Origin of the sequence: Streptomyces sp. SID5464, from assembly GCF_009862985.1 — a bacterium.
GTDB classification, from domain to species: Bacteria; Actinomycetota; Actinomycetes; order Streptomycetales; family Streptomycetaceae; genus Streptomyces; species Streptomyces chartreusis_D.
In genome coordinates, this window is the sequence record NZ_WWIQ01000077.1 from 57876 (window position 1) to 80651 (window position 22776).

Sequence of the window (22776 nt, forward strand, 5' to 3'; positions counted from 1 at the left end):
GCTACGACTCCTCAGCCGGCGGAGAACGCGGTGTACTCGTCGGCGGAGAGCAGGTCGCCCGGCTCGTCCGTGACCCGCACCTTGAACAGCCAGCCGCCCTCGAAGGGGGCCGAGTTCACCAGCGACGGGTCGTTCACCACGTCCTCGTTGACCTCGGTGACCTCACCGGACACGGGGGAGTAGAGGTCGGACACCGACTTGGTCGACTCCAGCTCGCCGCAGGTCTCGCCGGCGGACACGGAGTCGCCGACCTCGGGAAGCTGGACGAACACGACATCGCCGAGCGCGTTGGCCGCGTGCTCCGTGATGCCGACCGTCGAGACGCCGTCCTCGGCGGCCGACAGCCACTCGTGCTCCTTGCTGTAACGCAGCTGCTGGGGGTTGCTCATGGCCTGGATTCTCCTGTACGCGCGGGAGTGCTGTGGAAGGGGGGACTGCTGGTGAGCTGGGACGACGGGCACGAGGCGGTGCCGCGGCCCTCCGGCCAGTGTCTACTTCTGACGCTTGTAGAACGGCAGCGCCACGACCTCGTACGGCTCGTGACTGCCCCGGATGTCCACACCGACACCGGCCGTGCCCGGCGTGGAGTACATGGCGTCGACGTAGGCCATCGCGATCGGCTTGCCCAGCGTGGGGGAGGGGGCCCCGGAGGTGACCTCGCCGATCACCTTGCCCTCGGCGACGACGGCGTACCCGGCGCGGGGGACCCGGCGGCCTTCGGCGATCAGGCCGACCAGGACGCGCGGCGGCTCGTGGTTCGCGTGCTCCGCGGCCTCACGCAGGGCCGCGCGGCCCACGAAGTCGCCTTCCTTCTCGAACTTCACCACCCGTCCGAGGCCCGCGTCGAAGGGGGTGAGGGAGGTCGACAGCTCGTGCCCGTACAGCGGCATGCCGGCCTCCAGCCGCAGCGTGTCCCGGCAGGACAGCCCGCAGGGGACCAGCCCGACGCCCTCGCCCGCCTTGGTCAGCGCCTGCCACAGCTCGACCGCGTGCTCCGGCTTCACGAACAGCTCGAAGCCGTCCTCGCCGGTGTACCCGGTCCGGGCGATCAGCGCCGGGACGCCCGCGACCGTACCGGGCAGCCCGGCGTAGTACTTCAGGCCGTCGAGGTCGGCGTCCGTGAGGGACTTCAGGATGCCGGGGGACTCCGGCCCCTGTACGGCGATCAGCGCGTAGGCGTCCCGGTCGTCGCGCACCTCGGCGTCGAAGCCGGCGGCGCGCTCGCTGAGCGCGTCCAGGACGACCTGGGCGTTGGAGGCGTTGGCGACGACCATGTACTCGGTCTCGCCCAGGCGATAGACGATCAGGTCGTCGAGGATGCCGCCGTCGGCCCGGCAGATCATGGTGTAGCGGGCGCGGCCCGGCTTCACGCCGCCGATGTTGCCCACCAGGGCGAAGTCGAGGAGGGCGGCGGCCTGCGGGCCGGTGACGGTGATCTCCCCCATGTGGGAGAGGTCGAAGAGCCCGGCCTTCGTGCGCACGGCGTTGTGCTCGTCGCGCTCGGAGCCGTAGCGCAGGGGCATGTCCCAGCCGGCGAAGTCGGTCATCGTCGCGCCGAGCGAACGATGCAGGGCATCGAGCGCGGTGTGGCGCAGTGGCGTACTGCTCATCGGGCGGTCGTCTCCAAGGGCATGACGGGCGAGGTCGTTCCTCCCCATCTGTCATCGGAACCTGAGAGGTTCGCCATGACCACAGGGGACACGGCTTGCACCTTGGGTGGAGCCACGCCACTTCCCGAAGCTGCGAGAGAAGGGTGCGGCCCGCTTTTCAGATGTGCCTCGCCCGCGCGGTAACGGGGCCTGAGAGATTCAAGGGAGGGACTTGCTCCTTCGGCGCCCCAGCGTCGGACGGTGCTGGGGACTCTCCCGCGCGGATTCAAACGGCCGGTATGCAGTTGGCGCGCACATCATTGCACGCATCGTCGCCGGGTGGCAGGGGGACCACCCTGTAGCAGGCCTGTTGCGGGAAGAGGACTAAAACCAGAGACATCGGGCATTACCTTCTCTTTACACTCGGCGGGGATGGGACTCCGTACCTGGCCCCAGGGGAGGACGATCACGGTGAACAGGACCACCGCCTACGCCACGACGTCGGGCATCGCGCTGCCCGAGCAGCCGGCCGCTCCGGCAGCCGCGGCCTGCGGCCCGCTGCCGGTCGTCCGCGATCTGCGCGAGCGCGCCGGCCGCGGCCCGCACGCGCTGCTCTTCGGCCCCCGCGACCTCGTCGTGGTCACGGGTCTGCCCGGCAGCGGCAAGTCCACGCTGATGCGGCGCACCGTGCCGGGCCGGCGCATCGACTCCCAGGACACCCGCGACCGCTGGGACAGCCGCATGCCGAGCTTCCTGCCGTACGGGTTCTACCGCCCGCTCGTCCGCCTCGCCCACTACGCCGGGCTGCGCCGCGCCCTGCGCACCGGCGAGGGCGTCGTCGTGCACGACTGCGGCACGCAGGCCTGGGTCCGCCGCTGGCTGGCCCGCGAAGCCCGCCGCCGGGGCGGCACCCTGCATCTGCTCATGCTCGACGTCACCCCCGAGGAGGCCCTGGCCGGCCAGCGCGACCGCGGCCGCGGTGTCTCGCGGTACGCGTTCCTGCGCCACCGCGCGGCGACCAACCGCCTGCTGCGCTCCGTGGAGCGGGGCGAACTGCCCGCGGGCTGCGGCTCGGCGATCCTCGTCGACCGGGACGCGGCGGGCACCCTGCGCCGGATCGGGTTCACGGGCTGACCGCCGCGGGCCGGTGAGCCGTTAGCCTTTTGAGCCTCAGCAGTGGTTCCAGGCAGGCGGTAGGCAGATGGACTTCCCGGCGGACTTCTCCGCGGACTTCCCGGCGCACACGCAGACCCACCCGCACGGCGGATGGCCCGGCAACGAACTGGAGGAGGTGCTCTCGGCCTCCCTCGGCGCCGGGCCGGCGGCCGGCGGGCGGATCGTCGAGGTGCTCGGCCGTAGTTTCGTCTGGGTCCCCCTGCCGAACGGCGGCGGCCCGCAGAGCGGCCCCCTGGATCTGCCCGGCATCGAGATCGAGGGCCAGGCGTATGTACCGGTGTTCAGCTCCGAGGAGCAGTTCCGCCAGGTCGTCGGCTCCCACATGTCGTACACGATCGCGCCCGCCGTGGAGTTCGCCCGCGGCCTGCCGCCGCACGCCGGAATAGCCGTCAACCCGGGCGGTGTGGTCGGCATACCGCTCCCGCCGCCCGCCGTGGCCGAGCTCTGCCGGGCCGGCCGGACCCCCTTGGACGGCCCCGCGAGCGGCGGCCGGGTCCGCCTCTTCGAGCCCGACTGGCAGGACGACCCGGTGGACTTCCTCGCCGCCGCCTCCGCCGAGTTCGAGGCGATCGGCGTCGTCCTCACCGCCCGCCGCTGCCTCGCCGCGATCGAGACCGCCGACCCGGTGATGTTCGTGGGCGTCGAACTCTCCCAGTGGGAAGGCGACCTGCGGGCCCTCCCCCTGGAAGCCCTCACCCGGGCCGTCACGACGTCCCCGGCTCCTTGGCCGGTCAACCTGGTGCTCCTGGACGTGACGGAGGACCCGGTGGGCAACTGGATGAGGGACCGGGTCCGGCCCTTCTACCAGCGGTAGCAAACCGGCACCAGGCCCCGAGCTCCCGGGCGGGCTTAAGCTAGGTCACGGTCGAGGCGTTGTACGAAGGGGCGGTAAAGGTGAGCGCGAGCGGCACGGCCGCGGCCGGACAGGTCGAGCACATGCTGCGCCAGGTCACGCCCGGGCGTTACGACGCCTACGAGGCACTCCTGCGCGCGCTCGCGACCCCGCACTCCGGCCAGATCTGGATGCTCCTCTGGCACGGCCAGGCGGGCTCCCCCGACGCCCAGTACGGGAACATGGAGGTCGACGGCTGCGGCTACGCCCCCTGTGTGACCTCCGCCCAGGAGCTCTCGGCCAGCGGCTGGAACCGCAGTTACGAGGTGATCGACGGAGTCGACGTCGCCCGGGCCCTCTACCCCGACCACTACGGCCTCTGGCTCAACCCGCACGCCCCCGGTGGCGGCGTCGGCATCCCCTGGCTCGACCTGCGCCGGATCGCCACGGGCCTGGACCGCCAGCCGGCCGGCCCGCTGCGGCTGTCCGAACCGGCCATCGAGATCCCGCAGTTCTACGCCCTGCTCGCGCAGAACGCCCACCGCACCCCGGCCGTCCGCTCGCTGCGCCGGGCCTGGGTGCAGCCCGCGCTGGGGGCGCCGTACCTCGCCATCGGACTGGATGTGTACGACACCTCGCCGCCGGCCGTGGATTCCGTGCGCGCGATGATGCAGCAGTCCCTCGGTGCCGTACCGGACGGGCTGCCCGTCTCGACCGTCGCCATGTCCGACGAGCACGACCCGGTCGCCATGTGGCTGCGCGCGAGCGCCCGCCCCTTCTACGACCGTGAGGCCCACGCCACCGCCCCAGTCCAGGCCCCGGCCTCGGGCTACGGCTACCCCCCGGTCCAGGGCCGGTACTGACCCACCTCCAGGCCGCCCCCACGGTCCCTGCTTCCCACCCTCAAACGCGACAGGCTCTCAGCTCTTCGCGCGTAGATAGGGGTGAAAAGCGCAGGTATGTCCTAAAATGCCCCTGTCTCAGCGCGTCCGACCCCCGCTACCCACTGTCCGGATAACGGAACCCCGCAGACAGCATCACGTTTACGCATCCTTTCACCGTCAAGTCTGGCAACAGATCGCCAAAGCGTTGAAGACTCCCCGCAAGACACGGGCCGGGTCGGTCTCGTGTACGAGACAAGCAAACCGCTACAGCGGCAGCCAGGGGCTCGGCGATCGCCGGCCCGAGAGGGGTCAATCGCACCGTGACCGCACCGATCGAGACCACCGGGGCGGAAGCCGGAGCACAGCCCGAGGCCGTGCTCTCCGGGGTCAAGAAGAGCCAGATCGAAGGGCGCTCGCTCACCCAGATCGCCTGGATGCGCTTCAAGCGGGACAAGGTGGCGATGGCGGGAGGCGTCGTCGTCATGCTGCTCGTGCTGATGGCGGTGCTCTCCAAGCCGATCCAGTGGATCTTCAACCTCGATCCCAACAAGTTCAACCAGGACCTCATCGACCCCGCGCTGCTCGCCCCCAAGGGCGGCTGGGGAGGCATGAGTTGGGACCACCCGCTCGGCGTGGACCCCCAGTACGGCCGGGACATGCTCGCCCGCATCATCGACGGCTCCTGGGTCTCCCTCCTGGTCGCGGGCGGCGCCACGCTGCTGTCCGTGTGCATCGGCACCGTGCTCGGTGTCGTCGCCGGGTACTACGGCGGCTGGGTGGACAGTGTCATCAGCAGGCTGATGGACACCTTCCTCGCCTTCCCGCTGCTCCTGTTCGCCATCTCGATCTCGGCCTCCGTGCAGGACGGGTTCTTCGGTCTCGACGGCCTGTCCCTGCGCATCTGCGTGCTGATCTTCGTGATCGGCTTCTTCAGCTGGCCGTACATCGGCCGCATCGTGCGCGCCCAGACGATGACCCTGCGCAAGCGGGAGTTCATCGAGGCCGCCACGAGCCTCGGGGCGCGCGGCCCGTACGTCCTGTTCCGGGAACTGCTCCCGAACCTCGTCGCGCCGATCCTCGTCTACTCGACGCTGATCATCCCGACGAACATCCTGTTCGAGGCCGCGCTGAGCTTCCTCGGTGTCGGTATCGCTCCGCCGCAGGCCTCCTGGGGCGGCATGCTCAGCAACGCTGTGGATCTCTACACGGCTGATCCGCAGTACATGTTCGTGCCCGGACTGGCGATCTTCATCACCGTCCTGGCCTTCAACCTGCTGGGTGACGGGCTGCGTGACGCCCTCGACCCTCGCAGCAAGTGATCCATCGAATGAGGGGGCTTCCTCAGGTGAAGACGAGAAGGGTGACCGCCGGCGTTGCGTCGGTCCTGGCACTGTCGCTGGGCGCTGCCGCATGTGGCGGCGGAGGCGACGACAACGACGGGAACGGAGGCAACGGCAAGAAGGACGCCGCGCTGACCTCGATCGTCAACCCGTCGAGCAAGAAGGGCGGGACGGTCACGTACGAGCACTCGGACGTGCCCGACTCCCTCGACCCCGGCAACACGTACTACGGCTGGGTGCAGAACTTCTCCCGCCTCTACGGCAGAACGCTCACCACGTTCAAACCGGCGGCGGGCAAGGAAGGTCTGGAGGTCGTCCCGGACCTCGCCGAGTCCCTCGGCAAGTCCAGCCCGGACGCCAAGACCTGGACGTACAAGCTGCGCGCCGGCGTGAAGTTCCAGGACGGCACCCCGGTGACGTCCAAGGACGTGAAGTACGCCATCGAGCGCTCCAACTTCGCGCCCGAGGCACTGTCCAACGGCCCGACGTACTTCAAGTCGTACCTTGAGGGCGGCGACAAGTACCAGGGTCCCTACAAGGACAAGTCCGCCGAGGGCATCAAGTCGATCGAGACGCCGGACGACCGGACGATCGTCTTCAAGCTGAAGCAGCCGTTCGCCGACTTCGACTACCTGGCGACGTTCTCGCAGACGGCGCCGGTGCCGAAGGCGAAGGACAACGGCGCGAAGTACGTGCAGAACATCGTGTCCTCCGGCCCGTACCAGTTCCAGTCCTACGAAGAGGGCCGCGGCGCCACCCTGGTGCGCAACCCGCAGTGGGACGCGAAGACGGACCCGATCCGCAAGGCGCTGCCGGACAAGGTCACGATCAAGTTCAAGGTCAACCAGGTCACGATCGACAACGACCTGCTCTCCAACAAGATCACGGCTGACGCGGCGGGCACCGGTGTGGCGCCGCAGACCCAGCCGAAGGTGCTGGCCGGCAAGAACGCGGGCCAGACGGACAGCTCGTACGCCGGCGCCACGCAGTACATCGCGCTGAACCTGAAGGTCGCCCCGTTCGACAACATCCACTGCCGCAAGGCCGTGCAGTGGGGCCTCGACAAGCAGTCGGTGCTGGACGCGATGGGCGGTACGCCGAAGGGTGACGTGGCGACCACGCTGCTGCCGCCGTCGGTCAACGGCTACACCAAGTTCGACACCTACGCGACCGAGGGTCACAAGGGCAACGCGGCCAAGGCCAAGGAAGAGCTGAAGGCGTGCGGCAAGCCGAACGGCTTCAACACGATCCTGACCGCCCGCTCCGACCGCCCCGCCGAGGTGGCGCAGGCCACGGCCGTCCAGGCGTCGCTGAAGAAGATCGGCATCAACGTCGAGATCAAGCAGTTCCCGGCCGGTAAGTACTTCTCCAACTTCGCCGGTGTCCCCAGCTACGTCCACGAGAACAAGCTCGGCATGCTCTCGATGGCGTGGGGTGCCGACTGGCCGACCGGCTACGGCTTCCTCGACCAGATCGTCAACGGCGCGGCCATCAAGCCCTCGGGCGGCAACAACCTGATGGAGCTGGACGACCCGAAGATCAACAAGGCCCTGACGGACGCGATCGCCAACACCGACGACGCGGCCCGGACCAAGGCCTGGGGCGAGATCGACAAGATGGTGCTCGACAACGCCTCGGTCGTGCCGGTCGTCTACCGCAAGAACCTGCTGCTCCGGCCGCAGTCCGCGACCAACGTCACGGTCACGCAGGCCTACCTCGGCATGTACGACTACCTGCTGATGAGCTCCTCGAAGTAACACCAGCAGGCCGGATCCTTTCGAAAGGCAGGTGAAGGCAACGGGTGGCCGCGGCGGATGATCCCGCCGCGGCCACCCGGGGCCGTACAGCTGTGGCTGCGTACATCCTCCGACGCGTCATGGGCGCGGTGCTGTTGCTGCTGGTGGTCAGCGCAGTCACCTTCGCCATCTTCTTCCTGGTGCCCCGCCTCGGGGGCCAGACGGCCGACCAGTTGGCCACCCAGTACGTCGGCAAGGACGCGAACCCCGAGTCCGTCGCCGCGATCAAGAAGAACCTGGGACTGGATCAGCCCGTCTACGAGCAGTTCTGGAACTTCCTGAAGGGCCTCGTGGCGGGTGCCGACTACCGGTTCGGCCCCGAGGCGACGCACTGCGGCGCACCCTGCTTCGGGTACTCCTTCAAGAGCCACATCGAGGTGTGGCCGCAGTTGGAGCAGCGGATCCCGGTCTCCTTCTCGCTGGCCGTCGGTGCGGCGGCGATCTGGCTGATCAGCGGTGTGACGACGGGCGTGATCTCGGCGCTGCGCAAGGGCAAGCCGATCGACCGCATCTCCATGTTCATCGCGCTCGCCGGCGTCTCGCTCCCGATCTTCTTCACCGGCCAGGTGCTGAACGCGCTCTTCGTCTACGAGATCCCCATCTGGGACAGCATCGACTACGTCCCCTTCACCCAGAACCCGGCCGAATGGGCCTGGCACCTGCTGCTGCCCTGGGTCAGCCTCGCCTTCCTGTTCTCCGCGCTGTACGCCCGGCTCACCCGGGCGGGCATGCTGGAGACGATGAGCGAGGACTACATCAGAACGGCCAGGGCCAAGGGCCTGAAGGAGACCACGGTCGTCACCAAGCACGGCCTGCGCTCCGCGCTCACGCCGATCGTCACCATCTTCGGCATGGACTTCGGCACCCTCGTCGGCACCGCGGTGCTCACCGAGACCGTGTTCTCCCTCCAGGGCATCGGCGCATACTCGGTACAGGCCATCAAGGACAACGACCTGCCCATCGTGATGGGCGTGACCCTGGTCGCCGCGTTCTTCATCGTCTTCTGCAATCTCGTCGTCGACCTGGTGTACGCCGCCATCGACCCCCGGGTGAGGTACTCGTGAGCAAGCTCGACAAAGCCGCGCTCGGCGAACCGGACACCGCCGCCCCGTCCGTCCCGGACGACGTGTTCCTGTCCGTCCGCGACCTGCGCATCCACTTCGACACGGACGACGGTCTGGTCAAGTCGGTGGACGGCGTCAGTTTCGACGTGCGCAAGGGCAAGACCCTGGGCATCGTGGGCGAGTCCGGCTCCGGCAAGTCCGTCACCTCGCTCGGCGTGATGGGCCTGCACCGCTCGGCGCGCGCTCACGTCTCCGGCGAGGTGTGGCTGGACGGCCAGGAGCTGATCGGGGCCGACCCCGACGACGTACGGCGGCTGCGCGGCCGGAAGATGGCCATGATCTTCCAGGACCCGCTGTCCGCGATGCACCCCTACTACTCGGTCGGGCACCAGATCGTCGAGGCGTACCGGGTCCACAACGACGTCAGCAAGAAGGTGGCCCGGCAGCGGGCGATCGAGATGCTGGACCGCGTCGGCATCCCCGAGCCCGCCAAGCGCGTGGACGGCTACCCGCACGAGTTCTCCGGCGGTATGCGCCAGCGCGCCATGATCGCCATGGCGCTGGTGAACAACCCCGAGCTGCTCATCGCCGACGAGCCGACCACCGCCCTGGACGTCACCGTGCAGGCGCAGATCCTCGACCTGATCCACGATCTGCAGAAGGAGTTCGGCTCCGCGGTCATCATGATCACGCACGATCTGGGTGTGGTCGCGGAGATGGCCGACGACCTGCTGGTCATGTACGGCGGCCGGTGTGTGGAGCGCGGTCCCGCCGAGGACGTGTTCTCCGAGCCCCGGCACCCCTACACCTGGGGCCTGCTCGGCTCGATGCCGCGCCTGGACCGCGAGGAGACCGACCGGCTCATCCCGATCAAGGGCGCGCCGCCCTCCCTCATCAACCTCCCGTCCGGCTGCGCCTTCAACCCGCGCTGCCCGTACGCGGACGTCCCGAAGGACAACGTCACCCGCACGGTCCGCCCCGAGCTGACCGAGGTCGGCGGCTCGCACTGGGCCGCCTGCCACATGACGCAGGAGCAGCGGGAGCGTATCTGGACCGAAGAGATTGCGCCGAAGCTGTGAGCGACGACAAAACGGTGAGCGAACCGGACACGAGCGGCAGCACCCTCACCCAGGACAGCGCCCCCGACGGCGAGGTCCTGCTGAAGGTGACCGGCCTGCAGAAGCACTTCCCGATCCGCAAGGGCCTGCTGCAGCGGCAGACCGGCGCGGTGCGCGCCGTCGACGGCATCGACTTCGAGGTCCGCAAGGGCGAGACGCTCGGTGTCGTCGGTGAGTCGGGCTGCGGCAAGTCCACCATGGGCCGGCTGATCACGCGGCTGCTCGAACCGACCGGCGGCTCGGTCGAGTTCGAGGGCAAGGACATCACGCACCTGAGGACCGGCGAGCTGCGCCCGATGCGCCGCGACGTGCAGATGATCTTCCAGGACCCGTACTCCTCGCTGAACCCCCGGCACACGATCGGCACGATCGTCGGCGCCCCCTTCCGGCTCCAGGGCGTCGAACCCGAGGGCGGGGTGAAGAAGGAGGTCCAGCGGCTGCTGTCGGTGGTCGGCCTCAACCCCGAGCACTACAACCGCTATCCGCACGAGTTCTCCGGCGGTCAGCGCCAGCGCATCGGCATCGCCCGCGCGCTCGCCCTCAACCCGAAGCTGGTCGTGGCGGACGAGCCGGTCTCCGCGCTGGACGTGTCGATCCAGGCGCAGGTGGTGAACCTGCTGGACGACCTCCAGGAGGAGCTGGGCCTGACCTACGTGATCATCGCGCACGACCTGTCGGTCGTCCGGCACGTCTCGGACCGGATCGCGGTGATGTACCTCGGCAAGATCGTGGAGCTGGCAGACCGCGACAAGCTGTACAAGTCGCCGATGCACCCGTACTCCAAGGCCCTGCTGTCGGCCGTGCCGATCCCGGACCCGAAGCGCCGGGGCGTCAAGAGCGAGCGCATCCTGCTCAAGGGCGACGTGCCCTCGCCGATCGCCCCGCCGAGCGGGTGCCGCTTCCACACCCGGTGCTGGAAGGCCACGGAGATCTGCAGGACGACCGAGCCGCCGCTGGTGGAGCTGCGGGCCGGACAGCGCGTCGCCTGCCACCACCCGGAGAACTTCGAGGACCAGCAGCCGCAGGACACCAAGCTGCTCTCGTCGGCGAAGGAGGTCGCCGCGGAGAACGGCGGCGCCGCCACCGTGGAGAAGTGACCCCGCCCGAGCCTCCGCCCCAGGGGGTGTCCGCAAAGTCCCGCCTGCCCCGCGACGTCCGGCACGCTCCCCCGAGCTCTTCGAGTAGGGGGTAACCCCAGAGCACGCACCGGACGTCGCGGGGCCCGCCCTCCGGGCGGACGACGGGACTTTGCGGACCCCCCTGGCACATCAGGGCGGGGACTCACCCGTGAGTAAAAATGTTCGGGTGCTCCAGCAACTCTTCAGTCCGTCCGTCCAGCACACGCTCGACCTGATCGGCATCTTCGTCTTCGCGATCTCCGGCGCCCTGCTGGCCGTGCGGAAGAACTTCGACGTGTTCGGCATCGCCGTGCTCGCCGAGGTCACCGCGCTGGGCGGCGGGCTCTTCCGTGACCTGGTCATCGGGGCCGTACCGCCCGCCGCCTTCACGGACCTGGGGTACTTCCTCACCCCGCTGCTCGCCACGCTCCTCGTCTTCTTCCTGCACCCGCAGGTGGAGCGCATCCAGGTCGCCGTGAACGTCTTCGACGCGGCCGGCCTCGGCCTGTTCTGCGTCGCCGGCACGATCAAGGCGTACGAGTACGGGCTCGGCCTGACCGCTTCCGCCGGCCTGGGGCTGACGACCGCGGTGGGCGGCGGTGTGCTGCGCGACGTCCTCGCCAACGAGGTCCCCTCCCTGCTGCGCTGGGACCGTGACCTGTACGCGGTCCCGGCGATCGTCGGCGCCGCCCTGGTCGCGCTGTGCATCCGCTACGACGCCCTGAACCCGCTCACCAGCGCCCTCGCGGTGATCACCGCCTTCGTACTGCGCCTGCTCGCGATGCGGTTCCACTGGCGAGCTCCGCGGGCCTGGCACCGCCGGTCGACGGTGAGCGAGGAGGAGCAGCCGGTCCTGCCGTGACGTGGCCGTGGCCCGTCACCTCCGTCAGCCAGCGGAACGCCGGGATCACCTGCGGCCGCCACAGCGCCATGGTGTGACCGCCCGCGCTCCTCGGGATGTACACCACGTGCACGGTCGTCGGGGCCTTCGCGGTCTGTTCCAGGGCGACGGCCGCCTCGTAGCCGTCGTGCGGCTGGCCGGAGAGGTACAGCGAGACGCGCGGCGGGACGGGCGCCTTGCGCAGCAGCAGGTAGGGGTTGTTCTCGGCCCGCAGCGCGGGGGTCTGCGCGGCGAGCGAGTCACGTTCGCCGATCGGGTCGTTGTAGCCGGACAGGCTGACGGCGGCCCGGTAGCGGTCCGGGTGGGCGACGGCGAGCTTGGCCGCGCAGTGCGCCCCGGCCGAGTAGCCGGCCACGGCCCAGCCCTGCGGGGCGGATTCGGCGCGGAAGTTGTCCATGACCATCATCGGCACGTCGACGCTCAGCCAGGTGTCTGCGTTGACCGTGCCCGGGATGTTGGCGCAGCCGGTGTCCACCCCGGCCAGCAGATTGGTGCGCGGCGCGACCAGGATGAACGGGGCGACCTGCCCGTCCCGCATCAGCGGCTCCAACTGCTCGTGCGCGTGCAGCGAGCCGAACCAGGCCTTCGCCGAGCCGGGGTAGCCGGGCAGCAGCTCCACCACCGGGAATCTGTGGTGCCGGTAGGCCGGTTCGTCGTACTGGGGCGGGAGCCAGACGTAGACCTCGGCGTTCACGCCCGACACCCGGCCCTTGAGCTGGGTGACCTGCACCCCGCCGGCCGCGCGCATGCCGGGCCCGGTGGCCGGCCGGAAGGTCTGGCGCACCTTGGGCAGCCGTTTCAGTGCGATGCCTCCGGTGCCGTCGGCGCCGAGGTCGGCCGCCTGCTGCACGTGGTTGCCGGTGCCGAGCAGGTCGGCCCAGTTGTCGTACAGGTTGTTGGCGTTGTTGACCAGCGTGAAGACCAGCGCCACGGCGGTCCCCTGGGCGAACAGCAGCATCAGCGTGCGCGTCGCCGTCCGCAGGGCGCGGGGACCGCGGACGCGCGACCACAGGGCGAGCGGCAGCGCGAGCGCGACGACCGACAGCGCGATCAGCGTGTAGAGGAACGGAGTCCCGGTGAGGCTCATGTCTCTTCAGAGGGACGGACGGCGTTCCGGGTTGACGGACGAGTGCGGACACTTACCGAGAAATTGCCCGGGCCTCACCCAAGCCGGAACCAACCAAAGCTACCGCTTAGTAGTTAGTTCTTGTACTGTTCAGCCATGCCAGAAGCAGCCTCCGCCCCGGCCGTCCGGGCCACGATCGGGGACAGCGAGTTCGACCGCGACACCGCGCTCAGCCGACGCGCGCCCGGCGTCTACGACATCGACCTCTCCGCCGGCTGGACGATCATCAGCGCCGTCAACGGCGGCTACCTGCTGGCCGTTCTGGGCCGCGCGCTCGCGGACACCCTGCCGCACGCCGACCCCTTCACCGTCTCGGCGCACTACCTGACCGCGTCCCAGCCCGGCCCCGCGGTCGTCCGCACGGAAGCCGTCCGCACCGGCCGGACCCTGTCGACCGGCCAGGCCTCCCTCTTCCAGTACGACGACGAGGGCCGCGAGGTGGAACGCATCCGCGTCCTCGCCTCCTACGGCGACCTGGACGCCCTGCCCGACGACGTCCGTACGACGGCCAGGCCGCCGGCGATCCCGCCGCTGGAGCACTGCTTCGGCCCGGAGGACGGGGCCGCCCCCTTCTCCGGCAGCTCGGCCATCACCGACCGGCTGATGCTCAAGCTGGACCCGGCGACCCTGGGCTGGGCCCTCGGCAAGCCGTCCGGCAAGGGCGAGATGCGGGCCTGGTTCGGGCTCGCGGACGGCCGAGACCACGACCCGCTCTCCCTCCTGCTGGCGGTGGACGCCCTGCCGCCCACCGCCTTCGAACTCGGGCTGAAGGGCTGGGTGCCCACCGTCGAGCTGACCGTGCACGTCCGCTGCCGCCCGGCGCCGGGCCCGCTGCGCGTGTCGATCACCACGCGCAACCTCGCCGGCGGCTTCCTGGAGGAGGACGCCGAGGTGTGGGACAGCGCCGACCGGCTGGTGGCGCAGTCCCGTCAGCTCGCGCGGGTCAGGCTCGGCTGAGCGGCTCGCGCCCCAGCCAGGCCGCCAGCCTGCCGTAGACGTCGGCGCCCTCGGGGGCCGGCCGGGCCGAGGCGAACGGCGTGTTCTCGTCCCGCTGTTCGTCCGGCAGCATGCGCTGGGCGACGGTCAGCGCGAACTCGGCGAGCTCCGGGTCCAGTTCGCGCGGGTGCCCCAGGGCCTCGGACAGGTCCCAGGCGTGGGTCACCGTCTCCAGGACGTAGGCCGACACGGCGGCGCGGCCGGGCATCTCGCCGAACGGCAGGCGCACCACCGTGTCCAGCAGGTCGTCGCCCGCCCAGGCCTTCACGGCCCGGGTCCTGGCCTCGTCGTACGCGGCCGTCCAGCCGTCGTCCGGCACGTCCTCGGCGAACGGCCGTACCGCGGCCGCGTCACCGCCCTCGGCGACGACGGCCACCCGGCGGGCCCCACCGGTGAGATGGCTCAGCAGGGTGCGCACGTCGAACTCGGTGCACGGCGTGGGGCCGTCCAGCTGCTCCGCGCGGACGGACGCGATGAGCTCGGCGGCCTGCTGCGCGGCCCGGGCGAACAGCGGACGGGGATCGTTGGTCATGAGACTCCTCCTGAGTGCGTGGACAGGGGGAGCATGGCCGGAAAACCTGACAGCCGCCGTCAACATTTGCCCGCGCCCTCGCCCGCCACGATGCTGATGCCGTGAAGTCCGACCGTCTGCTGTCGATCCTGCTGTTCCTCCAGACCCGCGGCCGGGTCCCCGCCCGCGAACTCGCCGAACGGCTGGAGGTGTCGGTCCGCACCGTCTACCGCGACGTCGAGTCCCTGTCCGCCGCCGGCGTCCCGGTCTACGCCGAACGCGGCCGGCACGGCGGCATCGAACTGCTCGCCGGATTCCGTACCGACGTCACCGGTCTGACCGCCGACGAGTCGCGCGCGCTGTTCGTCCTGGCCGCGCAGGGCGCGCACGCCGCGCTCGGTCTGGACGCGGCGTTCGGCTCGGCCCTGCGCAAGGTGATGGCCGCGCTGCCGGCCCCGCACCGCCCGGCCGCCGAGACGGCCTCCCGGCGCATCCTCGTCGACGCCACCCGCTGGCGCGGCGGGCCGCAGCCGACCGTCGACCTGGAGGTGCTGCGGGACGCGGTCTTCGCCGACCGCAGGCTGCGGCTGCGCTACCGGCACAGCGGGGAGCGCCAGGTGCGGACGTACACCGTCGACCCGTACGGCCTCGTCGCCAAGGCCGGCGTCTGGTATCTGGTCGCCGACCGGCGGGCCGAGCCCCGGCTCTTCCGGGCGGACCGGGTGCGCTCCGCCCGGCTCCTCGACGAGCCCGTGCGGCGGCGTCCGGGCGTCGAACTCGCCGGAGTCTGGGAGATCCTGCGCCGCCAGGTCGAGGAGCGGCCCAGCGGATTGAACGTCACCGTCCGGGTGCGGCGCGACCGGCTCGACATGTTCCTGCGGCTGACGGCCTTCCTCCCGTCGGAATTCCTCGACGACGACGGCGAGAGCGAGTGGGCGACCGTGCGGCTGACGTACGGACTGCTCGGGGAGACCCGCCAACTGCTCGTGTTCGCCGACCAGGTGGAGGTCCTCTCACCCCCTCAGGTGCGCGAGGAACTGGCCCGGGCGGCCGCTTCCGTCGCGGAGCTGTACCAGCGCTCCGGCGAGGAGCAGGGGTGAAACGCCTGGTCGGCGGGGTGTCCTGAGGCGCGCGGTGGGGGCCAGGTCGCCGGCGGGCAGGGGCGGCAGGACGGACAGCCGCGCCCGCCGTCGCCCCGCCGCGTCCTGTTCGTGCGGTCAGTCCAGCCAGTGGTGCCGGCCCAGGCCGATCAGCCGCATCTGCCGGGTCGCCACCTGCGCGACGTGCCGGGTCCGCTCCTCGCGCTCCCGCTCCGGCCCCTCCAGTGCCTCCAGGAACAGCGACGCGGTGATCAGCATCTGGTCGACGTAGAGGTGCGCGAGCATCAGCAGGTCGTCCTCGGTCCAGCCCGCGGACACCGGGTCCTTGGCCAGTTCGTCCTTGACCTCCTGGGCGAACCGGGCCAGCTGGTCCCGTATGGCCTCCCGGACCGGCTGGACTCCGCCATGTCGTTCACGGGCGATGAACCGGACATGTGCGGGGTACCCGTCGACGTGACGGGCGATCAGCTCGATGGTGCGCGTGATGCGTTCCTCACTGTCGCCCGTCGTGGACACCGTCGTCCGGATCATCGGGTGCAGGCTGCCCAGCGCCTCCTCGACCAGGGCCACGCCCAGATCCGCCGTGGAGCGGAAGTGGCGGTAGAAGGCGGTCGGGGCGACACCGACGGCGCGGGTGACCTCGCGCAGGCCGAGGCTGCTCAGGCTCTGCTCCTCCAGCAGCCCGAGGGCCGCGTCCAGGAGCGCCTGCCGCGTCTTCAGCTTCTGGGCCTGCCGGATGCCGAGAGTGTGACTCATACCATGCAGTTAACAACTGTTCTCTGTAATTGGAAAGTCGTGAGGCAGGCTAGACTGGGAAGTCAGTGAACAACTGTAACTACAAACGTTCACCGAAACCCTGGGGGTTGTTTCCCGTGCTGTTCATCGTCGCCGCACTCCTGCTGCTGGGCTTCGTCCTGGGCACCGTGGCCCACGCGCCGCTCACCTTCTCCGTGGCCACGGGCGTCGTCATCGCCGTCTGGCTCGGCATCTTCGCGCTCCGCGAGCGCCACGGCCGCCGGCGCCACACCCAGGCCCACTGACGCCGCACCCGCTCACCGACCACCCACCGACCCGACACCGGGAGTCGATCACCATGCAGCTCACCGCTCCGGCCACGCGCCGCACCGGTATCCGTGACACCGACGGCATGGCTGTCGCGTCCTTCATCCTGGGCCTGCTCGGCCTCCTCGTCCTCAACATCTTCCTCGGCCCGATCGCCATCGTGCTGGCGAGCGTCGCCCTGTGGCGCGGCACCCAGCGCCGCGGCCGTGCGTTGCTGGGTCTGGGCCTCGGCGTCGCCGACCTGCTGGTCCTGGCCGCGTTCGTGCAGGCCGACAGCACGATCTCGTGGAGCTTCTGAGCCGCCGTCGGACCGTCCTTCGTCGACGAGCCGCGGTCGGCCCGGGGGCGACGGGCCGCAGCCGCGCCGGAAAGCGGTTCACTTCCCTTCAGGTTCGGCCAACCTTGATCTGAGGACCGCCGCGGCGGAGCCGTAGAATCGGGCTCACCATGGCTTACCTCGACCACGCCGCGACCACCCCGATGCTCCCGGAGGCGGCAGAGGCGCTCACCGCCCACCTGGGTGCCACCGGCAACGCGTCCTCCCTCCACGCATCCGGCAGGCAGGCCCGCCGCACCGTCGAGGAGGCCCGCGAGACCCTCGCCGAAGCCCTCGGCGCCCGCCCCAGCGAGGTCGTCTTCACCTCGGGCGGCACGGAGGCCGACAACCTCGCCGTCAAGGGCCTTTACTGGTCACGCCGGGACGCCGACCCGGCCCGCACCCGCGTCCTCGCCAGCCCCGTCGAACACCACGCGGTCCTCGACGCCGTGCACTGGCTCGGCGAACACGAGGGCGCCACCATCGAGTACCTGCCCGTCGACGCCCACGGCCGCGTCCACCCGGACGCCCTGCGCGAGGCGATCGCCCGCAACCCCGACGACGTGGCCCTCGCCACCGTCATGTGGGCGAACAACGAGATCGGGACGATCCTGCCGATCCGCGAACTCGCCGACGCGGCCGCCGAGTTCGGTGTCCCGCTGCACTCGGACGCCGTCCAGGCCTTCGGCCAGACCCCCGTGGACTTCGCCGCCTCCGGCCTCGCCGCGATGACGGTGTCCGGCCACAAGATCGGCGGGCCGTACGGCATCGGTGCCCTGATCCTCGGCCGTGAGCACACCCCCGTCCCCGTCCTGCACGGCGGCGGCCAGGAGCGGCACGTGCGCTCCGGCACGCTCGACGTGCCGGCCATCGCCTCGTTCGCGGTCGCCGGGCGGCTGGCCGCCGAGCAGCGCGAGTGGTTCGCCCGCGAGATCGGCGCCCTGCGCGACGCCCTCGTCGCCGCCGTCCGCGAGGCCGTGCCGGACGCGATCCTCGGCGGCGACCCGGACCCGGAGGGGCGGCTCCCGGCCAACGCGCACTTCACCTTCCCCGGCTGCGAGGGCGACTCCCTGCTGCTGCTGCTCGACGCCCAGGGCATCGAGTGCTCCACCGGCTCCGCCTGCACCGCCGGCGTCGCCCAGCCCAGCCACGTCCTCCTCGCCACCGGCACCGACCCGGACCTGGCCCGCGGCACCCTCCGCTTCTCCCTCGGCCACACCTCCACGGAGGCCGACATCGAGGCCCTGGCGAAGGCCATCGGCCCGGCGGTGGAACGGGCGCGGGCGGCGGGGCTGACGTAGTTCCCGCCGTCCCGCCCCGCTCGACCGGTCAGGCCGGTGTCGTACGCGCCGCACGCACCAGCCGCATGTACCTGTCCCAGTCCCAGTGCGGCCCCGGGTCCGTGTGGTCCGTGCCCGGGACCTCCACATGGCCGATGATGTGCTCGCGGTCGACGGGTATGTCGTAGCGCGCGCAGATCCGGGCCGTGAGGCGGGCCGAGGCCTCGTACATCTCGTCCGTGAAGTCCTGCGGCCGGTCCACGAAACCCGCGTGCTCGATGCCGACACTGCGCTCGTTGTAGTCGCGGTTGCCCGCGTGGTATGCCACGTCGAGCTCGCGGATCATCTGGGCGATGTGCCCGTCCTTGCGGACGATGTAGTGCGAGGCAGCCTTGTGCGCCGGGTCCTGGAACGCCTTCACCGCGCTGTCGAAGCTGCCCTGGGTGACATGGACGACCACCATGTCTATGCCGTAGTCGTCGGGCCGGTCCGCACGGCGCCAGTTCGCGTCCGACGCGGCCACCCAGCGCGCGCCCGCGTAGTCGACCTCGCCCTCCTTGCGGGGCTTCTCCACGCCCGGCACGCGCCACCACAGCCGGCCCAGCTCGTCCCGGGCCAGCACCGCGGAACCCGCGGCGGCCGCCGCCCCGCCGACGATCAGGGCCCGCCGCCCGATGCGCCGGTCCGTGTCCTTGGATGCTCGTCTCGCCCCCATGTGATCGCCAACGGATACCCGGCCGCCCTGGTTCCCGCGCCCCGTACCCTGGAAGCGTTATGACTCACACCCCGCAGCGCTCCCGTCCCCTCCGCGTCCTGGCCGCCATGTCCGGCGGAGTCGATTCCGCCGTCGCCGCCGCCCGCGCGGCCGAGGCGGGCCACGACGTGACCGGCGTCCACCTCGCGCTCTCCGCCAACCCGCAATCCTTCCGGACGGGCGCGCGGGGCTGCTGCACCATCGAGGACTCGCGCGACGCCCGCCGCGCGGCGGACGTCATCGGCATCCCCTTCTACGTGTGGGACCTCGCCGACCGCTTCCGTGAGGACGTCGTCGAGGACTTCGTCGCCGAGTACGAGGCCGGCCGCACCCCCAACCCCTGCCTGCGCTGCAACGAGAAGATCAAGTTCGCGGCGCTGCTGGACAAGGCGCTCGCGCTGGGCTTCGACGCGGTCTGCACGGGCCACTACGCCAAGGTGATCGTGCACGAGGACGGCACCCGCGAGCTGCACCGCGCCTCCGACATGGCCAAGGACCAGAGCTACGTCCTCGGCGTCCTGGACGACAAGCAGCTCGCCCACGCGATGTTCCCGCTCGGGGACACGCTCACCACCAAGGACGAGATCCGCGCCGAGGCCGAGCGCAGGGGCCTGGCGGTGGCCAAGAAGCCCGACTCGCACGACATCTGCTTCATCGCCGACGGCGACACCCAGGGCTTCCTCGCGAACCGGCTCGGCCGCTCCGAGGGCGACATCGTCGACGAGTCCGGCAACCGGCTCGGCACGCACGAGGGCGCGTACGGCTTCACCATCGGCCAGCGCAAGGGCCTGCGCATCGGCACCCCGGCGCCCGACGGCAAGCCGCGCTACGTCCTCGACATCTCCCCGGTCACCAACACGGTCACCGTCGGCCCGGCCGACGCCCTGGACGTCAGCGCCCTGACCGCGATCAAGCCGCGCTGGTGCGGCGCCGCCCCCACCGGCCCGGGCACCTACACGGCCCAGCTCCGCGCACACGGCGGCGAGACCGAGGTCACCGCCGAGCTGGTCGACGGCCGGCTGGAGGTGTCCTTCGCCGAGCCGGTCCGCGGCGTCGCCCCCGGCCAGGCGATCGTCCTGTACGACGGCACGCGCGTGGTGGGCTCCGCGACGATCGCGTCGACCAGGCGAGCGGCGGCGGGCGTGGCCTGACGCTGCGGACGTGCGGGCAGGCCCCCCGTCCCTGTCACCCCCGTGAGAAGAACTCCACCAGCACCGGCGCCAGCACATTCGGCTCCACCATGTGCGTCTGGCCCTGGAGCGTCCGGTACGACCCCTGGGGGACGGATTCCGCGATCGCCCGGGCCGCCTCGCGCAGCCAGTCGGGGCTCGCGTCGCCCGCGACCGCCAGGACGGGAACGCCGATCGACGCCAGCCGGTCCCGGGGGACCCGCCCGTCGCGCATGACGGCGTCGTCGTAGGCGAGGCTCGGGGCGATCGTCTCCATGCCGGCCCACATGGGGGACTGGCGGGCGCCCTGGATCACCCCCTCGGCCAGGCCGGTCAGCCGCAGGAACAGCTCGACCGCGTCCCCGCGCCGCCCCTCACCGAGCGCCTCCGTCAGCCGCCGGGTGTACTCGGCGCGCTCCTCGGCACCCTCCTCCGACATCGCGAACGGCGTCTCGTACACCGCGGCCCGCCGCACCGGCAGACCGCTCGCCGCCGCCTCCAGCACCAGCGCCCCGCCCGACGAGATGCCGTACAGGAACGCCTCGCCGCCCACCGCCTCGATCACCGCCGCGAGGTCCTCGACCTCGCGCTCCACGGCGTACGGCGGCGTGTCCCCGCTGGCACCGCGGCCCCGGCGGTCGTACACGACGGCCTGGAAACGCTCCGAGAGCGACACGGCGAGCGGCGCCAGGGTGCCGCCCGTCGACATCGCACCGCTCACCAGGACGACGGCGGGGCCCCGGCCGGTGCTCTCGTAGGCGATGCGGGTGCCGTCGCGCGAAAGGATCCTCTTGTCCATGTCAGTGCAGACTGCCGCACGGCACGGTGTTCATGGGTGAGGCGGGCCGTGCGTCAGCCGATCACAGCACGTCGACTTCGTAGAAGCACAGGTGGTCCTTGATCTCCGCGACGCCCGGCTCGGGCTCCGGGTACGCCCAGACGAGGTCCGCGGCGTCCGGCAGCGACCAGTAGGACGCGGTGCCCTTGAACGGGCAGTACGTGCGCGTGCCGGACGGGGTCAGCAGGTCCAGGCGGACGTCCTCGGCCGGGATGTAGTAGCGGTCGGGACAGCCCGTCTCGCGCAGGACCAGCGGCCGGTCGCTCTCGGCCAGGACCTGCCCGGCGTGCGCCACGCGCACGGGCCGGTCGCTCCGCTCGATGGTGATGCGATGCCCGGTGGTCACGATCGCCCTCCTTGGGTAGCCGACTTCCCGGATACAGCGCACGCTGAAGCGGAGTTCTTCCCTCGCCGCAGGAGGCCACCCATGCGAGCCACGGAACCGGCCGGAAACCGCAGCGCCCTGGTCCACCAGATCCGGTACGCCCTGCGCCACCCGGAGCGCGTTCCCGCGCACGCCCGGCGCGCGGTGCGGGACGCCTGGCTGCGGCTGCGGTACCGCGACCACATCGCCTACTACCGCGCCGTGATGGCCTCCGACGCGGCGCGCAGCGCGGAGGCGGCGGTGGGGCACAACCCCTCGCGCGAGGCGTGGGCGCGGATCGGGCGCATGCAGTTCGACTACCTCGTGGGACACGGCCTCCAGCCGCACCACCGCATGCTGGAGATCGGCTGCGGCAACCTGCGCGCCGGGCGGCTGTTCATCGACCACCTCGACGCCGGGCACTACTACGGCATCGACATCTCGCCGCACATCCTGCTGGCCGCCCAGGACACCCTCGTGGCCGAGGGCCTCCAGTCCAAACTGCCCTACCTGGCGCTCGCGGACGACCTCACCTTCGCCTTTCTGCCCGACGGGCACTTCGACGTCGTGCACGCGCACAGCGTCTTCTCGCATTCGCCGCTGCACGTCATCGAGGAGTGCTTCGCCCACGTCGGCCGGATCCTCGCGCCCGGCGGGTTCTTCGACTTCACGTTCGACCGCACCGAGGGCGAGGAGCACCAGGTGCTGCACGAGGACTTCTACTACCGGACCGCGACGCTGACCGAACTCGCCGCCCGGTACGGCCTGGACGCCCGGTTCATGGACGACTGGGAACAACTGCCGCACCGGCAGTCCAAAATGCGGATCACCACGACGGCGGACCGGGCCCGTACGGTGGGCTCATGAACATCTGTGTCTTCCTCTCCGCCGCCGACCTCGACGAGCGCTACACCCGTCCCGCGCGGGAGTTCGCCAAGCTGCTGGGCAAGGGCGGCCACACCCTCGTGTGGGGCGGCTCCGACGTCGGCCTCATGAAGGTGGTCGCCGACGGGGTGCAGGAGGCGGGCGGCCGGCTCGTCGGCGTCTCCGTGCAGTTCCTCTCGGCCAAGGCCCGCCCCGGTGTCGACGAGATGGTCGTCGCCCGTGACCTCGCCGAGCGCAAGAAGCTGCTCCTGGAGAAGGCCGACGCCGTGGTGATCATGGTCGGCGGGACCGGCACGCTCGACGAGGCGACGGAGATCCTGGAACTGAAGAAGCACGGCCACACGGACAAGCCCGTGGTCCTGCTGAACACCGCGGGCTTCTACGACGGCCTGAAGGAGCAGTTCCGCCGCATGGAGGACGAAGGCTTCCTGCCCCGCCCCCTCACCGACCTGGTGTTCTTCGCCGAGGAGCCGGTGGGTGCGCTGGCGTACCTGGAGGAGAGCCGGGGCGTGGAGTGAGCCCGGGCCGATGCCCCGGGTGACTCCCGTGTGATGCGA

General features: G+C 70.8%; 25 protein-coding genes and 1 riboswitch. Of the genes, 17 read left to right on the top strand and 8 right to left on the bottom strand.

The genetic code is table 11. The features are described 5' to 3' along the window. Positions 1 to 11 precede the first annotated feature (11 nt). Together gcvH and gcvT are read right to left on the bottom strand one after the other, a co-directional pair. Positions 12 to 389 carry a glycine cleavage system protein GcvH gene (gene gcvH, locus GTY47_RS39000; protein WP_010041753.1) on the bottom strand — a complete coding sequence of 126 codons (378 nt, stop codon included), beginning with the start codon at positions 387 to 389 and terminating at the stop codon, positions 12 to 14. A gap of 102 nt (positions 390 to 491) precedes the next feature. Further along, the gene (gene gcvT, locus GTY47_RS39005) at positions 492 to 1610 is read right to left on the bottom strand and encodes a glycine cleavage system aminomethyltransferase GcvT (RefSeq protein WP_010041755.1); all 1119 of its coding nucleotides are present in this window, start codon (positions 1608 to 1610) and stop codon (positions 492 to 494) included. Positions 1611 to 1777: 167 nt separating this feature from the next. Next, positions 1778 to 1878: riboswitch (glycine riboswitch) on the bottom strand. Positions 1879 to 2060: 182 nt separating this feature from the next. Between gcvT and GTY47_RS39010 the strand changes: the two genes are divergently transcribed. The 9 genes from GTY47_RS39010 (at position 2061) to GTY47_RS39050 (ending at position 11779) form a co-directional block, all read left to right on the top strand. Next, positions 2061 to 2723 carry an AAA family ATPase gene (locus GTY47_RS39010; protein ID WP_010041758.1) on the top strand — a complete coding sequence of 221 codons (663 nt, stop codon included), beginning with the start codon at positions 2061 to 2063 and terminating at the stop codon, positions 2721 to 2723. 67 nt (positions 2724 to 2790) lie between these two features. Continuing rightward, a complete protein-coding gene (locus GTY47_RS39015; RefSeq protein ID WP_010041760.1) occupies positions 2791 to 3579 on the top strand; it encodes an enhanced serine sensitivity protein SseB in 789 nt (262 codons plus the stop codon). Positions 3580 to 3659: 80 nt separating this feature from the next. Then, entirely contained in the window at positions 3660 to 4460 is an 801-nt protein-coding gene (locus GTY47_RS39020) for an enhanced serine sensitivity protein SseB C-terminal domain-containing protein (RefSeq protein WP_010041761.1), read from the top strand. Between the two features lie 341 nt (positions 4461 to 4801). Then, a complete protein-coding gene (locus GTY47_RS39025; protein WP_010041762.1) occupies positions 4802 to 5800 on the top strand; it encodes an ABC transporter permease in 999 nt (332 codons plus the stop codon). An 8-nt stretch (positions 5801 to 5808) separates the two neighbouring features. Further along, complete coding sequence (locus tag GTY47_RS39030; protein WP_173937241.1) at positions 5809 to 7578, top strand: ABC transporter substrate-binding protein; 1770 nt, start codon at positions 5809 to 5811, stop codon at positions 7576 to 7578. 92 nt (positions 7579 to 7670) lie between these two features. Further along, entirely contained in the window at positions 7671 to 8681 is a 1011-nt protein-coding gene (locus GTY47_RS39035; RefSeq protein ID WP_029181302.1) for an ABC transporter permease, read from the top strand. Further along, on the top strand, positions 8678 to 9760 hold the full coding sequence (locus GTY47_RS39040; RefSeq protein ID WP_010041771.1) for an ABC transporter ATP-binding protein: 1083 nt from the start codon (positions 8678 to 8680) through the stop codon (positions 9758 to 9760). Before GTY47_RS39035 ends, GTY47_RS39040 begins: the two co-directional genes overlap by 4 nt. Before the next feature lie 14 nt (positions 9761 to 9774). Then, positions 9775 to 10896 (top strand): dipeptide ABC transporter ATP-binding protein, encoded by a 1122-nt coding sequence (locus tag GTY47_RS39045; RefSeq protein WP_231911113.1) that lies wholly within the window; start codon positions 9775 to 9777, stop codon positions 10894 to 10896. A 208-nt stretch (positions 10897 to 11104) separates the two neighbouring features. After that, entirely contained in the window at positions 11105 to 11779 is a 675-nt protein-coding gene (locus GTY47_RS39050) for a trimeric intracellular cation channel family protein (protein ID WP_010041776.1), read from the top strand. On the opposite strand, the gene GTY47_RS39055 is transcribed toward GTY47_RS39050, so the two are convergent. After that, the gene (locus GTY47_RS39055) at positions 11670 to 12905 is read right to left on the bottom strand and encodes an alpha/beta hydrolase-fold protein (protein WP_010041778.1); all 1236 of its coding nucleotides are present in this window, start codon (positions 12903 to 12905) and stop codon (positions 11670 to 11672) included. The genes GTY47_RS39050 and GTY47_RS39055 overlap by 110 nt on opposite strands. Positions 12906 to 13040: 135 nt before the next feature. On the opposite strand from GTY47_RS39055, the gene GTY47_RS39060 reads away from it, so the two are divergent. Next, complete coding sequence (locus GTY47_RS39060) at positions 13041 to 13901, top strand: thioesterase family protein (protein WP_010041780.1); 861 nt, start codon at positions 13041 to 13043, stop codon at positions 13899 to 13901. Here GTY47_RS39060 and GTY47_RS39065 read toward each other — a convergent pair. Further along, positions 13888 to 14472, bottom strand: coding sequence for a TIGR03086 family metal-binding protein (locus GTY47_RS39065; RefSeq protein ID WP_010041787.1), 585 nt, complete (start codon positions 14470 to 14472; stop codon positions 13888 to 13890). The two genes, GTY47_RS39060 and GTY47_RS39065, sit on opposite strands and share 14 nt — an antisense overlap. A gap of 101 nt (positions 14473 to 14573) precedes the next feature. Between GTY47_RS39065 and GTY47_RS39070 the strand changes: the two genes are divergently transcribed. Beyond that, complete coding sequence (locus GTY47_RS39070) at positions 14574 to 15551, top strand: YafY family protein (RefSeq protein ID WP_010041789.1); 978 nt, start codon at positions 14574 to 14576, stop codon at positions 15549 to 15551. Between the two features lie 117 nt (positions 15552 to 15668). Here GTY47_RS39070 and GTY47_RS39075 read toward each other — a convergent pair whose 3' ends face one another. Beyond that, positions 15669 to 16307: a TetR family transcriptional regulator gene (locus GTY47_RS39075; RefSeq protein WP_010041791.1), complete on the bottom strand. Its 639-nt coding sequence runs from the start codon at positions 16305 to 16307 to the stop codon at positions 15669 to 15671. A 116-nt stretch (positions 16308 to 16423) separates the two neighbouring features. Between GTY47_RS39075 and GTY47_RS40565 the strand changes: the two genes are divergently transcribed. From GTY47_RS40565 to GTY47_RS39085, 3 genes are all read left to right on the top strand, one after another. Further along, positions 16424 to 16591, top strand: coding sequence for a hypothetical protein (locus tag GTY47_RS40565; protein WP_010041793.1), 168 nt, complete (start codon positions 16424 to 16426; stop codon positions 16589 to 16591). Between the two features lie 53 nt (positions 16592 to 16644). Continuing rightward, entirely contained in the window at positions 16645 to 16911 is a 267-nt protein-coding gene (locus GTY47_RS39080; RefSeq protein ID WP_010041795.1) for a hypothetical protein, read from the top strand. A gap of 149 nt (positions 16912 to 17060) precedes the next feature. Further along, entirely contained in the window at positions 17061 to 18230 is a 1170-nt protein-coding gene (locus tag GTY47_RS39085) for a cysteine desulfurase family protein (RefSeq protein WP_010041797.1), read from the top strand. 28 nt (positions 18231 to 18258) lie between these two features. Here the strand turns inward: GTY47_RS39085 and GTY47_RS39090 are convergent, their stop codons facing one another. Then, positions 18259 to 18924, bottom strand: coding sequence for a peptidoglycan recognition family protein (locus GTY47_RS39090; RefSeq protein ID WP_010041799.1), 666 nt, complete (start codon positions 18922 to 18924; stop codon positions 18259 to 18261). 59 nt (positions 18925 to 18983) lie between these two features. On the opposite strand from GTY47_RS39090, the gene mnmA reads away from it, so the two are divergent. Next, a complete protein-coding gene (mnmA, locus tag GTY47_RS39095) occupies positions 18984 to 20114 on the top strand; it encodes a tRNA 2-thiouridine(34) synthase MnmA (protein ID WP_010041801.1) in 1131 nt (376 codons plus the stop codon). Between the two features lie 34 nt (positions 20115 to 20148). On the opposite strand, the gene GTY47_RS39100 is transcribed toward mnmA, so the two are convergent. Beyond that, complete coding sequence (locus GTY47_RS39100) at positions 20149 to 20931, bottom strand: alpha/beta hydrolase (protein ID WP_010041804.1); 783 nt, start codon at positions 20929 to 20931, stop codon at positions 20149 to 20151. Positions 20932 to 20992: 61 nt separating this feature from the next. Further along, the gene (locus GTY47_RS39105; RefSeq protein ID WP_010041806.1) at positions 20993 to 21316 is read right to left on the bottom strand and encodes a DUF427 domain-containing protein; all 324 of its coding nucleotides are present in this window, start codon (positions 21314 to 21316) and stop codon (positions 20993 to 20995) included. Positions 21317 to 21397: 81 nt separating this feature from the next. Here GTY47_RS39105 and GTY47_RS39110 point away from each other — a divergent pair, with 81 nt between their 5' ends. Together GTY47_RS39110 and GTY47_RS39115 are read left to right on the top strand one after the other, a co-directional pair. Further along, positions 21398 to 22201 (top strand): class I SAM-dependent methyltransferase, encoded by an 804-nt coding sequence (locus GTY47_RS39110; protein WP_010041807.1) that lies wholly within the window; start codon positions 21398 to 21400, stop codon positions 22199 to 22201. Continuing rightward, on the top strand, positions 22198 to 22737 hold the full coding sequence (locus tag GTY47_RS39115; RefSeq protein ID WP_010041808.1) for a TIGR00730 family Rossman fold protein: 540 nt from the start codon (positions 22198 to 22200) through the stop codon (positions 22735 to 22737). Before GTY47_RS39110 ends, GTY47_RS39115 begins: the two co-directional genes overlap by 4 nt. Positions 22738 to 22776 lie beyond the last annotated feature (39 nt).

Bases quoted from the DNA above. Each gene is read 5' to 3' on its own strand.
- gcvH (WP_010041753.1), bottom strand. From the start codon at position 389: ATGAGCAACCCCCAGCAGCTGCGTTACAGCAAGGAGCACGAGTGGCTG.
- gcvT (WP_010041755.1), bottom strand. From the start codon at position 1,610: ATGAGCAGTACGCCACTGCGCCACACCGCGCTCGATGCCCTGCATCGT.
- GTY47_RS39015 (WP_010041760.1), top strand. From the start codon at position 2,791: ATGGACTTCCCGGCGGACTTCTCCGCGGACTTCCCGGCGCACACGCAG.
- GTY47_RS39030 (WP_173937241.1), top strand. From the start codon at position 5,809: ATGAGGGGGCTTCCTCAGGTGAAGACGAGAAGGGTGACCGCCGGCGTT.
- GTY47_RS39055 (WP_010041778.1), bottom strand. From the start codon at position 12,905: ATGAGCCTCACCGGGACTCCGTTCCTCTACACGCTGATCGCGCTGTCG.
- GTY47_RS39060 (WP_010041780.1), top strand. From the start codon at position 13,041: ATGCCAGAAGCAGCCTCCGCCCCGGCCGTCCGGGCCACGATCGGGGAC.
- GTY47_RS39065 (WP_010041787.1), bottom strand. From the start codon at position 14,472: ATGACCAACGATCCCCGTCCGCTGTTCGCCCGGGCCGCGCAGCAGGCC.
- GTY47_RS39075 (WP_010041791.1), bottom strand. From the start codon at position 16,307: ATGAGTCACACTCTCGGCATCCGGCAGGCCCAGAAGCTGAAGACGCGG.
- GTY47_RS39080 (WP_010041795.1), top strand. From the start codon at position 16,645: ATGCAGCTCACCGCTCCGGCCACGCGCCGCACCGGTATCCGTGACACC.
- GTY47_RS39085 (WP_010041797.1), top strand. From the start codon at position 17,061: ATGGCTTACCTCGACCACGCCGCGACCACCCCGATGCTCCCGGAGGCG.
- GTY47_RS39090 (WP_010041799.1), bottom strand. From the start codon at position 18,924: ATGGGGGCGAGACGAGCATCCAAGGACACGGACCGGCGCATCGGGCGG.
- mnmA (WP_010041801.1), top strand. From the start codon at position 18,984: ATGACTCACACCCCGCAGCGCTCCCGTCCCCTCCGCGTCCTGGCCGCC.
- GTY47_RS39100 (WP_010041804.1), bottom strand. From the start codon at position 20,931: ATGGACAAGAGGATCCTTTCGCGCGACGGCACCCGCATCGCCTACGAG.
- GTY47_RS39110 (WP_010041807.1), top strand. From the start codon at position 21,398: ATGCGAGCCACGGAACCGGCCGGAAACCGCAGCGCCCTGGTCCACCAG.
- GTY47_RS39115 (WP_010041808.1), top strand. From the start codon at position 22,198: ATGAACATCTGTGTCTTCCTCTCCGCCGCCGACCTCGACGAGCGCTAC.